The organism is Nonomuraea sp. NPDC003709, from assembly GCF_040610775.1.
Classification (GTDB): Bacteria; Actinomycetota; Actinomycetes; order Streptosporangiales; family Streptosporangiaceae; genus Nonomuraea; species Nonomuraea angiospora_A.
This window is the reverse complement of sequence record NZ_JBEXMW010000022.1, coordinates 90,226-103,716: the sequence shown is the minus strand read 5'-3', so window position 1 is coordinate 103,716 and position 13,491 is coordinate 90,226. Positions and strand designations below refer to the sequence as shown.

At 68.0% G+C, this 13,491-nt stretch carries 12 protein-coding genes; 2 read left to right on the top strand and 10 right to left on the bottom strand.

The window, feature by feature from the left end; genetic code table 11:
- The 5 genes from ABZX61_RS48080 to ABZX61_RS48060 are packed head-to-tail and all read right to left on the bottom strand — an operon-like array spanning nt 1 to nt 5,393.
- Entirely contained in the window at nt 1-1,482 is a 1,482-nt protein-coding gene (locus ABZX61_RS48080) for a sugar ABC transporter ATP-binding protein (RefSeq protein WP_355205242.1), read from the bottom strand.
- On the bottom strand, nt 1,482-2,507 hold the full coding sequence (locus ABZX61_RS48075; RefSeq protein WP_355205239.1) for a sugar ABC transporter substrate-binding protein: 1,026 nt from the start codon (nt 2,505-2,507) through the stop codon (nt 1,482-1,484). Before ABZX61_RS48075 ends, ABZX61_RS48080 begins: the two co-directional genes overlap by 1 nt.
- A 14-nt stretch (nt 2,508-2,521) precedes the next feature.
- Nucleotides 2,522-3,256: an SDR family oxidoreductase gene (locus tag ABZX61_RS48070; protein WP_355205236.1), complete on the bottom strand. Its 735-nt coding sequence runs from the start codon at nt 3,254-3,256 to the stop codon at nt 2,522-2,524.
- Nucleotides 3,253-4,551 carry an L-fuconate dehydratase gene (locus tag ABZX61_RS48065; protein WP_350729391.1) on the bottom strand — a complete coding sequence of 433 codons (1,299 nt, stop codon included), beginning with the start codon at nt 4,549-4,551 and terminating at the stop codon, nt 3,253-3,255. Before ABZX61_RS48065 ends, ABZX61_RS48070 begins: the two co-directional genes overlap by 4 nt.
- Nucleotides 4,548-5,393 carry a fumarylacetoacetate hydrolase family protein gene (locus ABZX61_RS48060; RefSeq protein WP_355205233.1) on the bottom strand — a complete coding sequence of 282 codons (846 nt, stop codon included), beginning with the start codon at nt 5,391-5,393 and terminating at the stop codon, nt 4,548-4,550. The genes ABZX61_RS48065 and ABZX61_RS48060 overlap by 4 nt, the downstream gene beginning before the upstream one ends.
- Nucleotides 5,394-6,539: 1,146 nt before the next feature.
- Between ABZX61_RS48060 and ABZX61_RS48055 the strand changes: the two genes are divergently transcribed.
- Nucleotides 6,540-7,745, top strand: coding sequence for a cytochrome P450 (locus tag ABZX61_RS48055; protein WP_355205230.1), 1,206 nt, complete (start codon nt 6,540-6,542; stop codon nt 7,743-7,745).
- Here the strand turns inward: ABZX61_RS48055 and ABZX61_RS48050 are convergent.
- From ABZX61_RS48050 to ABZX61_RS48030, 5 genes are all read right to left on the bottom strand, one after another.
- Complete coding sequence (locus ABZX61_RS48050) at nt 7,732-8,631, bottom strand: DUF559 domain-containing protein (protein WP_355205523.1); 900 nt, start codon at nt 8,629-8,631, stop codon at nt 7,732-7,734. The two genes, ABZX61_RS48055 and ABZX61_RS48050, sit on opposite strands and share 14 nt — an antisense overlap.
- A gap of 912 nt (nt 8,632-9,543) precedes the next feature.
- Nucleotides 9,544-10,284, bottom strand: coding sequence for a class I SAM-dependent methyltransferase (locus tag ABZX61_RS48045; RefSeq protein WP_355205227.1), 741 nt, complete (start codon nt 10,282-10,284; stop codon nt 9,544-9,546).
- Between the two features lie 240 nt (nt 10,285-10,524).
- Nucleotides 10,525-10,935 carry a DUF2000 domain-containing protein gene (locus ABZX61_RS48040; RefSeq protein WP_355205224.1) on the bottom strand — a complete coding sequence of 137 codons (411 nt, stop codon included), beginning with the start codon at nt 10,933-10,935 and terminating at the stop codon, nt 10,525-10,527.
- A gap of 56 nt (nt 10,936-10,991) precedes the next feature.
- Nucleotides 10,992-11,825: an SRPBCC domain-containing protein gene (locus ABZX61_RS48035; protein WP_350729381.1), complete on the bottom strand. Its 834-nt coding sequence runs from the start codon at nt 11,823-11,825 to the stop codon at nt 10,992-10,994.
- An 80-nt stretch (nt 11,826-11,905) separates the two neighbouring features.
- A complete protein-coding gene (locus ABZX61_RS48030) occupies nt 11,906-12,595 on the bottom strand; it encodes a helix-turn-helix domain-containing protein (protein WP_355205220.1) in 690 nt (229 codons plus the stop codon).
- Nucleotides 12,596-12,656: 61 nt separating this feature from the next.
- Here ABZX61_RS48030 and ABZX61_RS48025 point away from each other — a divergent pair, with 61 nt between their 5' ends.
- Nucleotides 12,657-13,490, top strand: coding sequence for an AraC family transcriptional regulator (locus ABZX61_RS48025; RefSeq protein ID WP_355205218.1), 834 nt, complete (start codon nt 12,657-12,659; stop codon nt 13,488-13,490).
- Nucleotide 13,491 lies beyond the last annotated feature (1 nt).

The following is a 13,491-nucleotide window of genomic DNA, read 5'->3' as shown; positions in this document are numbered from 1 at the left end:
TCAATCTTCTATGCCCTCCATCACGGCCACGAGTTCGTGGTCCGTCCAGCCACGCGGCACGTCCTTGACGACCCTGCCGTGGAACATGACCAGCACCCTGTCGCAGATCCGCAGGTCGTCGAGCTCGTCGGAGACCACGACGGCCCCCGCGCCCCGCCCGACCGCGTCCTCGACCGCGCTGAGCAATGCCTGCTTGGCCTTGACGTCGACACCGGCCGTCGGGTTGATCACGACCAGCACCGTCGGGTCGTCCACGAGAGCCCGCGCGAACACGACCTTCTGCGCGTTCCCCCCGGACAGGTCGCCGACCGGCTGATCCGGGCCTTCCGTCTTGATGTCGAGGTTCTTGATCATCTCGTCGGCCTTGGCCCGTCGGCGGGCAGGTGACACGATCCCGTACCGGCCCAGCTTGCGGGCGATCGGGAACGTGGCGTTCTCCCCCACCGAGAGCAGCGGGACGAAGCCCTCGTGGTGGCGGTCCTCCGGCACGAACCCGAGACCCGCCTTCATGGCGGCGGGCACGTCGCCCGGTTTGACCCGGTTGCCGTTGACCGTGACCGTGCCGGAGTCGGCTTTGCGGAGCCCGACGAGGGTCTCGGCCAGACCGACCTTGCCGCTGCTCGCGGAGCCGGCCAGGCCGACGACCTCGCCCGCTTTAACGGAAATATCGATATCTGCGTAGCGGTCGCCGAGCGAGAGGCCCTCGCCTGACAGCACGACCCGGTCGCCGGGCGTGCGGGTGCGGGACTCGTACGCCGTCGTGGCCTCCCCCGTCATCGCGGCGACCAGCTCGTCGTGGGGAAGCTCGGCGACCGGCCTGGTCACGATGTGCCGCGCGTCGCGGAAGACCGTGACGCTCTGGCAGATCTCGTAGACCTCGTCGAGGTGGTGGGAGATGTACATCATCGTGACGCCCTGCTCGCGCAGCGAGCGCATGCGCGCGAACAGCCGCTCGATGGCCGGGCCGTCGAGCCGGGCGGTCGGCTCGTCGAGGATGATGAACCTCGTCCCGAACGACAGCGCCCTGGCGATCTCGACGAGCTGGCGCTGCTCGACGGTCAGGTCGCCGGCCAGCGCCTGCGCGTCGACGTCCACCTCGTACGTGTCCAGCAGCTCGCGCGCCCTGGCCCGCAGCGCGCGCCAGTTGATCCTGGCGCCCCCGGCCGACTGGCGGTTGAGGAAGAGGTTCTCGGCGACCGTCAGCGCGGGGATGATCGTGGACTTCTGATAGACGCAGGCGACGCGCTGCCGCCAGGCGTCGCGGTCGGCGAGGGCGGGCGCCGCCTCTCCCGAGAACAGCACCTCGCCCTCATCGGCCGGCTGGAGCCCGGTGAGGATCGACACGAGGGTGGACTTCCCCGCGCCGTTCCTGCCGACGAGCGCATGGGTCTCGCCCTCGGCGATCGCGATCCCCGCGCCGTTCAGCGCGACGGTGGGGCCGAAGCGCTTGACGACGTTTCGGGCTTCAACGTGATTTTTCATCACTTGATCTGATTACCCCAAAGGCTCTTGTCGTCCACGTTGTCCTTTGTCACGAGCGGCGCGGGGAGCTGGTCCTCCAGGCCGTTCGGGAGCTGGATGATGTTGCTGTCGTGATCGGTCGGGCCGGGCTTGAACGTCTTGCCCTCCAGCGCGGCCTTGGCGTAGAAGACCGCGTACTTGGCATACAGGTCTGCCGGCTGCGACACCGTGGCGTCGATGTCGCCCTTGCGGATCGCCTCGAGCTCCTCCGGGATCCCGTCGTTCGACACCACGAAGACGTGCTTGGGGTCGCTCGGCGGGACGAGCAGGCTCTTCTGCTTCAGCACCTGCAGCGTCGGCGCCAGGTGCACGCCACCGGCGTGCATGTAGATGCCCTTGATGTCGGGGTTCTGCTCCAGGCGGGTCTGCAGCATGGACGCGGCCTTGGTGCCCTCCCACTCCGTGGGCTCGCTGAACACGGTGATGCCGGGGAACTTGGACTTCATGCACTCCAGGAACGCCTCCGACCTGTCACGGCCGTTGATGGAGCTGAGCGCGCCCTGGAGCTGCACGACCTTGCCCTTGCCCCCCAGCTTCTCCCCGAGGAACTCGCAGGCCTTGGTTCCGTACGCGCGGTTGTCGGCGCGTACGACCATGTAGACCTTTCCCTTGTCCGGACGGGTGTCGACGGTCACGACGGGGATCTTCTTGTTCTCCAGCTGCTGCAGCGTGTTGGCGATGGCACCGGTGTCCTGCGGAGCCATGATGATCGCCTTGGCACCCTGACCCACCAGCGCCTGCACGTTGTTGACCAGCTTGGAGACGTCGTTCTGCGAGTTCGTGGGTGGCATGAGGTCCACCTTGTACTCGCCGGCCATCTGGGGGACGTACTTGATGTAGGAGTTCCAGAAGTTGGAGTCGGCCCGCGGGTGGTCGATGCCGACCTTCCCGCCGCCGTCCCCTCCTCCGGTTGTTGTCGTGCCCGAGCCACACGCGGTGACGACCGCCAAGAGGGCCGCCGCCGCGACCGCCGATCCGAACTTCATGGGGGGTACCTTCCTTAGTTGGACGCCCTCAGCCGGAGCCCTTGCATGCCCCCGTCGACCGCGAGCGCGGTCCCGGTGGTGGCGCCGGCTTCAGGACTGGCGAGATAGGCGATCGCCGCGGCGACCTCCTCCGCGCTGACCAGACGGCCCATCGGCTGCCTGGCGTTCAGTGCGGCCCGCTCCCCCTCGGGGTCGTCGGCCTTGTCGAGCAGCCTCGCGACCCACGGGGTGTCCGCGGTGCCGGGGTTGACGCAGTTGACGCGAATGCCCTCACGGATGTGGTCCGCGGCCATCGCGAGGGTCAGCGAGAGCACCGCGCCCTTGGTCGCGCTGTAGAGCGCGCGCTGCGGCAGGCCCGCGGTGGCCGCGATCGAGCACGTGTTGACGATGGAGGCGTGCTCTGACTGCCTGAGGTACGGCAGCGCCGCCCGCGCGACCCGGACCATGCCGAGCACGTTGACGTCGAACACCCTCTGCCACTCGCTGTCCGGGTTGTCCTCGATGGTGCCCAGAGCGCCGATGCCCGCGTTGTTGACGAGCACGTCGATGCCGCCCAGCCGCTCGGCGGCCTCCGCCACCGCCGCCCGTACCTGTGCGTCATCCGTGACATCGACCTTGATCCCGATGAACGGCTCGCTCGGCGGATTGATGTCGAGGCAGGCGACGGTCATGTCGCGCTCGGCGAGCAGGGTGGCCACAGCCAGCCCGATGCCGGACCCGCCGCCGGTCACGATCGCTTTCAGGCTCACGCGTCCCTCCATACTTCGCCGCCGGGGAACGTGTGGGCGGCGATCGACACTGCGTGCATCTCCGCGCTGAAGCCGGGCGCGGACGGTGCGGCGTAACGACCGTTGCGGATGACCACAGGGTCCACGAAGTGCTCGTGGAGGTGGTCGACGTACTCGATCACGCGGTTGTCCATGGAGCCGGTGATCGCGACGTAGTCGAACATCGACAGGTGCTGCACCAGCTCGCACAGCCCGACGCCGCCCGCGTGGGGACACACCGGCACACCGAACTTGGCCGCGAGCAGCAGGATCGCCAGGTTCTCGTTGACGCCGCCGACCCTGGCCGAGTCGATCTGCAGGTAGGAGATGGCGTTGGCCTGCAGGAGCTGCTTGAACATAATGCGGTTCTGGACGTGCTCGCCGGTGGCCACGGGGATGGGGTCGATGCCCCTGGCGATGGCGGCGTGGCCGAGCACGTCGTCGGGGCTGGTCGGCTCCTCGACCCAATGGGGGTGGAACTCGCCCAGCGCGTTGATCCACTCGATGCCCGATCCGACGTCCCAGCGCTGGTTGGCGTCGATGGCGATCGGGAAGTCGGGGCCGCAGACCTCGCGGGCGACCCTGAACCTGCGCCGGTCGTCCTCGAGGTCGGCGCCGACCTTGAGCTTGATCTGCTTGAAGCCCTGCTCCAGGGCCTCCTTGCAGAGCCTGCGCAGCTTGTCGTCGTCGTACCCGAGCCATCCGGGGGAGGTGGTGTAGGCGGGGTAGCCGACCTCGATGAGCCGGCCGATCCGCTCCTCCTTGCCCGCCTCCTGGCTCTTCAGGATCTGGAGGGCCTCTTGCGGCGTCAGCGCGTCGCTCAGGTAGCGGAAGTCGATGAGGTCGACGATCTCCTCGGGGGACATCTCGGACAGCAGCCGCCACAACGGCTTGCCCGCCCGCTTGGCCTTGAGGTCCCACAGGGCGTTGACCACGGCGGAGATCGCCATGTGCATGACGCCCTTCTCCGGCCCCAGCCAGCGCAGCTGCGAGTCGTTGACCATGTCCTTGTAGAGCACGCCGAGGTCCTCGACGTCCTTGCCGATCACGTACGGCTCGAGCGCGCTGATGGCCGTGGTCTGGATGTCGTTGCCACGCCCGATCGTGAAAGCGAACCCGTGCCCCTCGAACCCGTCATCGGTGGTGAGCACGACATAGGCCGCGGAGTAGTCGGGATCCGGATTCATCGCATCCGAGCCGTCGAGCTCGCGCGAGGTCGGGAACCGCACGTCGTGCGTCTCCATCCCGACGATCCGGTACGCGCCAGGAGTCGTCATGCCTGCCCCACCATCTGGCGCTGCCGCCCGAGCCCTTCGATCTCCAGCTCCATCACGTCACCTTCACGCAGGTACGGCTGCCCCGGCATGCCCATCGCCACGCCGGCCGGCGTACCCGTATTGATCACGTCACCCGGCTCCAGGACCATGAACTGGCTCAGGTAGCGCACGATCTCGGCCACGTCGAAGATCATGTTCTTGGTGTCGCCGTCCTGGCGCAGCTCACCGTTCACCCAGAGGCGCAGCGGCAGGCTCTGCGGGTCGCCCACCTCGTCCGCCGTCACCAGCCACGGGCCGAGCGGGTTGAACGTCTCGCACGACTTGCCCTTGTCCCACTGCCCACCGCGTTCGAGCTGGAACTCGCGTTCGGAGACGTCGTTGGAGATCGCGTACCCGGCGATCACGCCGAGCGCCTCCTCCCGGCTGCCCAGGTAGCGGGCCTCCTGGCCGATCACGACAGTCAACTCCACCTCCCAGTCGGTCTTCACACTGCCCCTGGGCACGAGCACCTCGTCGTACGGGCCGACCATGGTGTTCGCGGCCTTCATGAACACGACCGGCTCGGCCGGCACATCCTGCCCGGACTCGGCGGCGTGGTCGCTGTAGTTCAGGCCGATGCAAACAATCTTGCCCGGACGAGCGATCGGGGCGCCGATCCGCAGCCCTTCGGCCTCGACGACCGGCAGTGCACCACGCTCGAGCGCGTCCCGGACGCGCGCCACTCCCCCGGAAGCGAGGAAAGCCCCGTCAATCTCGGGCTCTCCGATGTCGCGCAGGCGACCGGCGTCATCCATGATCACCGGACGTTCCTGGCCGACAGGTCCTACTCGCAGCAGCTTCACACCGCATCCTTCTCATATACATCGGATGTCTCGCTTCATGATGCTCGTGCGATCGGGCAGAGCGTGTCAAGGGTGACAAGACGGATACATCCGATCCGTGACCTCGAAAGACACCCCCTGGGGGTGCTCTATGCTGTGAAGCGACTTTACCGCTCCGATGGCTGCATTCACATACACGAATTAACGCCCCCAAATACATCGGAGGTAAACCCCACCCCCAGGACCACACCTCCCACCTGCCACGCCAACCACCACCGACAAACATCCCCCCAGGACAATCCACCCCACGCCGGCGGTAGCGGCATGGGACTCCAGTCCCCCCGATAGGCGCCGACATGGGGCTCAAACCCCCGCGATAGGCGCCAGCGCTGGGCCCAGGTCCCCGCAGCAGGTGCTGGCGTGGGTCCTGTGGCGGGTGTCTGGCGCGGGCCCCATGGCAGGTGCCCGGCGCGGGCCCTGTGGCAGGTGCCCGGCGCGGGACTCAAGCCCTCGCGATAGGGGGCACGGGCCGGCTTATCGAGCACGCGGGCCCCGCCGCGTCGCACACGCCAGGCCAGCCGTATCGGGCATGCGAGCCGACTCAACCTGAGCGCACGCGACGGCTGCATCGCGCATGAAACCCAGCCGAGGCTCGCGCGCAGACGACCAACGACTCGCACGCAGACACCGAGGGCACGCACACAGACAGCCGATAGCACGCGCACAGACGACCAACGGCACCCACCAGACGGTCGACGACCCGCGCGCAGACGGTCGACGACTCGCGCGCAGACAGCCATGGCGCACGCACAGACGACCAACGGCTCGCACGCAGACAGCCGAGGGCACGCACACGGACGGCCGACGACACGCACACAGACAGCCATGGCGCACGCACAGACGACCAACGGCTTGCACGCAGATAGCCGAGGGCACGCACGCGGACGGCCGGCGGCACGCAGGCAATCGGCCAAAGACACGCGTGTTTCCCGCCGTCAAGCGAGGCTGCTGTCGTCGGTGACCGCGCAGACCTGGCACAAGCCGCATCGCCCGACGAATGCCCGACCTCGGCGGACCCCTTGTGGAGCCATTTCGCCACTACATTGCCCCTTGACGGTCGTACAGGGACGTAATAGAACACGTTTCAAGTAGTAGTAAACCAAGCGCTTGATCAAGAGGGTGAATCTGGTGCACATCGACCTCGTCGACAGGGACATTTACGCGACCACCGGACCACCACACGAGCAGCTCGCCTGGCTCCGCGCGAACTCCCCCGTCCACTGGCACGAGGGCGAGCCCGGATTCTGGGCCGTCACCCGATACGAGGACGTCGTCCATGTATCGCGGCACTCCGACCGGTTCTCCTCACACAAGAAGCTCGCCCTGTTCGAAGAGCTGACCCAGGAACAGATCGATCTCCAGCGCCACATGATGCTCAACCAGGACCCGCCCGAGCACACGAGACGGCGTTCCCTGGTCAACCGCGGCTTCACTCCGCGCACAATCGGCGCGCTCGAAGAGCACATCCGCGGCATCTGCGACGACCTCCTGGACAAGTGCACCGGCGAGATCGACTTCGTCACCGAAGTCGCCGCGCCGCTCCCCCTGTACGTGATCTGCGAATTGCTCGGCGCGCCCGTGGCCGACCGCGACAAGCTCTTCACCTGGTCCAACCGCATGATCGGCAGCCAGGACCCGGACTACTCGGAAACTCCCGAGGTGGGCTCGGCCGCCGCCATGGAGGTCTACGCCTACGCCAACGAACTCGCGACACGCCGCAGGGACACCCCGAAGAACGACATCGTCACCAAGCTCCTTCAGCCCAACGAGCACGGCGAGACGCTTGACCAGAACGAGTTCAACCTGTTCATCCTCCTCCTGGCGGTCGCCGGCAACGAGACGACCCGCAACGCGGCCTCCGGCGGCATGCTCACCCTCTTCGAGCACCCGGACCAGTGGGCCCGCCTGGTCGCCGACCCCACCCTCGCCAAGACCGCAGCCGACGAAATCGTCCGCTGGGTCTCCCCGGTCAACCTCTTCCGCCGCACCTCCACCACCGACCAAGTGCTGGGCGGGCAGGAGATCAAGGCCGACGACAAGGTCGTGGTCTTCTACGCCGCCGCCAACCGCGACCCCGCGGTCTTCTCCGATCCCGAAGTCTTCGACATCACCCGCGACCCGAACCCGCACATCGGCTTCGGCGGCGGCGGAGCTCACTTCTGCCTGGGCAACCACCTGGCCAAACTCGAACTCCGGGTCCTCTTCGAGCAACTGGCCCGCCGACGCCCCAAACTCCGCCAAACGGGCTCTGCGCGCCGGCTTCGGTCGAACTTCATCAACGGCATCAAGGAGCTTCCTGTCACGGTCGGCTGACCCCTGGCGGCGGCCACCGCAGGGAATCAGCTCCACCCCATGCCACCCCGCTCGCCGCAGCGACCTGTTGGTGGTCAGCACAACCCAACCCAGCCCGGCCCGGCCCGACGTTCCGCCACGAACGCCCCACCAAGGCTCCGGTGTGACGCCCAGCCGACACCGCGGCACGGCACGGCACGGCACGGCACCCAGCTGACACCGCTGCGCGGCGCCCGGCTGATGCTCCGGCGTGGCGCCTGGCTGGCATTTGGGCACGGCGCCAGTCATCAGTCCGGTGTGGGCGCGCGGACGGCGTGCGGGCGCGGACGGCGTGCGGGCGCGGACGTCTAACCGGCGCTCGCGTGGTGGGTTGGAGGGGCGGGTGGCTGATTAATCGGAAGCGGGAGCGGCGGCGGGCGGCTCGGATGCGGCGGAGGATGTGGTTGGTGCGCTCCGGGCCGGGCTGCCAACCGCATTCGATCAAGGCGTTGGCCACGTGATGGAGGAGGTCGGCGATCTGGCCGGGGATGACGTCTCGGCGGACGGCGATCACACGCCAGCCGCGGCGGCGTAGCTCCTCGCGGCGGTCCGCGTCGTGTTGCTGGTCGGCGGGTGAGGTGTGATGCTCCTGGCCGTCGTACTCGACTGCGACCTTGAACTCCTCCCAGCCCAGGTCTAGGTACGCGAACCGGTCGTCGTCCAGCCCGACCCGGATCTGGGTGGTGGGTCTGGGGAGGCCGCCTTCCACGAGGATGACCCGGAGCCAGCTCTCCCTGGGTGAGGCGGCGCCCCGGTCGGCGAGGCCGAGGGTGTCGCGAAGGCGCCAGGAGTTGAGCGGACGGTGCCACAGAGCTTCGAGATCGACGCCCCGGCGTGCGAACTGGTCGAGGATCGCCACCGCCTCCATACGGGGCAACCAGCGGGCGCAGTCGAGGGCTGTGCGTTCCATGGTGGTGAGGCGGACGCCCTTGTGCGTGGTGATGTCTTCCGGAGGGAGCGGTGCCGGATAGGTGACGCAGCCTGGGAGAGCCAGGTGGCCGGGGGCGGTCAGCTCTATGGGCCAGTCGGCTTCTGGGGTGTGCAGGGCGTTCAGACCCCAGATATGGGCGGCTGTCTGGCGGCAGACAACGGCCTGCGGGATCGCTCGGGTGATTCGGGCGGTCCGCTCGGCGAGTGATGGCGGGGTGGGTGGCAGCTCTGCCTTTGGCAGCCCGCGATCGGTCTTTCCCTGAACGGGAGGTGGCTCTTTCAGGGGTGCGGTGCTGGGTGTCGATGTCCCTCTTTTGGGGTCTACAGCTCCGAGGGGCGGTGCCGCATGGGGTGGAGGGCAGTGAGGCGTGGTTACGGCGCTGGGGTAAGCGGGGTCGGTGACGGTGCAATCGGTGACTCTGGGGCCTCTGAGGCTGGAGTCGGTGACGGTGAAGTGGGTGGGGTGATGTGGGTGGTGCATGGCGCACAGGGTGCTATGGCGGGGCTGGTGGCGAGCGGCCGAACGGAGTTCTGTGGAGGCCGTTGAGTTTTCCACAGTTCAGGGAATTGACCTGCGGTTTTAGGACCTATGCTGCTCCGTGGTAGCCGGGTTGGCCGTGAGTAGCCCATCGTTGACGTTTTCGCGGGTTAGCGCGCACGTCGATCAGCCGCATCAGCAGTTCCCGCGCCGGCAAGACCGACCGCGCAATACGAGCCTTGCTCATCGCCGAGCAGATAGCGCCCTCCGAAGTAAGGCGCTCCGGTACCCGTCAGGTCATCACTGAGCTACTTCGCCGGGATCCTCACAGCAAGCTCTCCGGCTTGCGAGAACTCGCCCGTCGCGTCGGCGTCACCCTCTGAAATCGGCGGCTTGCAGCTGGAATTGCAGGTCGGAGGCGCCTGGCGTCTCCAGGACCGACACCGCGATCAGGCCGGCGGCTGCGGCAAGGCTCTCGAATCCCGAGCGGGTATACCAGTGCAGTACCCAGGGGCGGTCCACGACGGTGCTCTCGCCGTCGCGGTACCGCTCGTAACGCAACACCGTCGTCTGCGTCCGCGCGGAATCGCTACGCTCCTCGGACACCACCGAGACACGCAACTCAGCACCGTCGTCCGCCGTAGCGGTGCGCACTCGGCCGATCCGTTCGGCAGGTGTGGGCGACGGGACGAACAGAGGCACCAGGGCGGTGCCGCCCACGGCGAGATGGTTGCGGATGCGGTGGAGGGCAGCCAGAGCGATGGAGTCGTCGGGGAGCAGGTTGAAAGTCGGCCCGGCAAGAAAGATCGCGCGGTAGCGGCGTGGCAGATCGAGCGCCTCCATGCGCTGCTGGTAGACGACGACATCGACGCCTTGCTTCCCCGCCCGGCGACGGCACCGCTGCAGCATGTCCGCCGAGGAGTCGACACCCTCGACGTCCAGGCCGCGCCGACGCAGGTCGAGCAATGGATCGCCGTCCCCACACCCCAGCTCCAGAGCCGGGGAACCAGCCTCTCGGACAAACGCCGCATAGGGCTCTGGATCTTGGGCGACGGACTTCAGCGGCCCATATAACTCGGCGACGATGCCTGTGTAGAAATCAGCAGGATGCACGCCCGCACCTTACGCTTCAGCCGAATGCTCGGCGACATCATTTCCGGCCCGCTCACCAAGTGAACGACACCTTGACGAGCGCACCGGCCATCCGCGCGCTTCACTGGCCTGACCGATCAAGCCCGGCCGGGGTCGAAGAGAGGGCAGGCGATGACACCGGGCCGTCGAACGAACCCGTCTGCCGGCTGACCGGCTGCCGTCGGCTGCGCCGCCACAAACGCCCCAAACCTAAAAGCGCGGTCAAGGGTGCAGGGTGAGGCCCTTCAGGACCTTGTCCACGCCGTTCTTCGGCCCATGGATCGCCACCCCCACCAGCGCCATTTCCTCGGCCTCCACCGCCCGCACGGCCGCTCGGTTGTCCGCGTCGTGTCCCGTCTTGAACATCTCCTCGATGTAGACGGCCACGTCCATCTCCCGGCCCACCGCCTTCTCCCGGACGCCCCGGAGGCCCTCCAAGTCGGCCGTGTAGACGAGAACGGGCTGGCGGAGCATCGGCAGGTACGAATTGCCGGACCCATCCTCGTACGGCTCCCCCATGAGCCCGGGCACCCCGCCCGCCACCGCGCTGGACAGGAAGGCGGTGACGTTGAGCTTCTGCCATGCGGCCAGATCCGCGCGGACCACGATGCCGATCTTGGTGTCGAAACGCATGGTCACGAGTCTCCACGTCCCGCCCCCGCCGTGTCTTGAACGCTGGTGCGGAAGCGTCAGCTCACGAAGACCGGCCGCCAGTCCGGCATCTCGTGGTAGCGCCGCAGCTCCGCGACGCCCGACAGGATCCCGCCCCACGCCGCGTACGGCGGACGTTCCGTGTCGAACCCGCTCTGCACCAGCGTCAGCCGCGTCTTCCCGCCGGAGCCCTCCAGCTCCCACGTGCCGACTCCCGAGGTGCCCCAGTCCAGGGAGAACTTGCGGCCGGGCTCCAGCTCCAGCACCTTGGCCGGGCTGGGGTCGTTGGCCAGGCCGCCCATCGCGAAGCGCCCGCCCACGTGCGGCTCGATCTCGATCGGGTACCCGAACCACTTCGTCACCGTCTCGGAGTCGATCAGCGACTCGAACACCTGAGACGGCGAGGCGTCGATCGTGACCTGGGCCCGCAGGTCCACGGAGGAGAAGTCGATCTTGGGCGTGAGCTCGCGTCCCTCGAGGTGTTCGGCCAGGTTGGCGATGGCCAGGTACCAGTACGTCTGCAGCACGCCCCGGATGCTCTTGCCCGTGATGACGTCCTGGAAGTCGAAGTGCGTCTGCGACAGCGACAGGACGGTCGCGTCCCCGTCCTCCTCCAGCTTCAACTCGGTGGTCGTCTCCTCGCCGTCCAGCACCCACGCGAAGCGCACCGTGCTGTCGTCCGCGTGCAGCAGCCGCTGGTGCGGCGCGTCCCCCTCAGGCGTGGTACGCCCCCAGAATCCGAACCGGTCGGGCAGCTCCACCTCGGCGTGCTCGGCCAGCCAGATCCGCAGCGCGGCCGGGTCGGTGAGCGCGTGGCGCACGTCCTTGACAGGCGCCTGGATGCGGGCACGAAGCGTCATGGGCTCGGTCATCGTCATCTTCTCCTTTGGAGAGTGCGAGTGTGAGTGTGAATGGCCGATCCGCGTAGGCGGTCGCCGGTCGGGCGTCGGCTTCAGGCTGGTTGTGGTCGGTCTCCCCCGCCCGGCCGCCGATGCGGGCCGGTCTCGCCCGTGGGCGCGGGAGGAGCGGTGGGTGCCGGAGGGGCGGGGGCGGCCGGAGGGGTGCCGGGCTCGGGGATGTCTGCGGGAGGGTCGGCGGCGGCGTTCGGGTAGCAGGCGACGGCGAGCTTGAACGCGTCCCCCTCCGCCCCGCCGTACCGCGTGAACAGCCCCTGCAGCATCGTCTGCAGATCGTTCAGGAACTCCTGTCGCTCTTCTGGACGCACGCGGATCTCCCCCGACAACCCGATCGACGGCAGCTCGGGCGCGCTCCTGTCGAGCGCCGCGATGTCCGACTGGACCTCCTCCATGAGATCCAGCAGGTAACCGAGGCTCAGCTCGTCACGCGCCTTGCGCAGCCCGATCCGGCCCACCAGCCGGGGCGACAGCCAGTACGAGCGAGCACCGGCCTGATAGATGCCCTCGTGGATCCCGCGCACCTTGCGCTCGGACACGAGGTCCACCAGGCCCGCCTCGACCAGCCGTTTGACGTGGTAGTAGACCCGCTGCGGTGTCTGGCCGAGCCGTTCGGCGACCTCCGAGCACGTACGCGGCTCGGCCAGCTGCCGCAGCACCTCCACGCGCTGCGGCTTGAGCAGTGCCTCGGCCTGCTCGATCTCTTCCAGGTACAGGACGTCTCTCATCGCAAAAACAATCCTTTACGTAAAAATTTGGTTTGTCAATGGCGGTGAGCACAATGGATGGATGGCACATGACTGGTCCCGATACTGGCGGTCACCCGACCGGCCGGTGGAGGCCATGCATGCCCACTTCGAGCGGCACGTGTACCACCGGCACAGCCACGAGACCTACTCGTTCGGGGTCACCGAGACCGGCGCGCAGTCGTTCACCTGCCGCGGCTCGGCCCACACGAGCTCGGCGGGCATGGTCATGGCGTTCAACCCGGAGGACCCCCACGACGGCCACGCCACGAACGCGTACGGCTTCACGTACCGGATCGTCCACATCGGTCCCGAGCTCGTGTCGAACGCCCTGACCGACGCGACGGGTCGCCACCTGGGCCTGCCCCTGTTCGCCGCGCCCGTGGTCGATGATCCCGTCCTGGCGGGGGCGCTGCGCTCCCTGCACGCGGAGCTCCTCGGCTCCGACGCGACGGCTCTGCGGCGCGACGAGCTGCTCGCGGCCACGGTCGCGGCGATCGTACGGCGGGCCGCCACGACCCCGATCCACCCGGACGGCAGGCCAGGAAGGTCGGTGAGGGTCGCGCGGCAGGCCAGGCAGCTCCTCCATGACCGCCTCAGGGACGATCTCACGAGCGACGACCTGGCGCGGGCCACGGGCGCCAGCCGCTACGCGGTCTACCGGGCCTTCCACGCGGAGTACGGGCTGTCCCCCAGCGACTACCAGCGGCAGCTGCGGCTCAGAGCGGCACGTACGCTGATCGCCGGCGGCACGGCCATCAGCGAGGCGGCCACCGCGACGGGCTTCGCCGACCAGAGCCACCTGACCCGCTGGTTCACCCGCTACTTCGGCCTGACCCCGGGCACCTATCGACAGGCCGTCACAGGTGAACGATGAC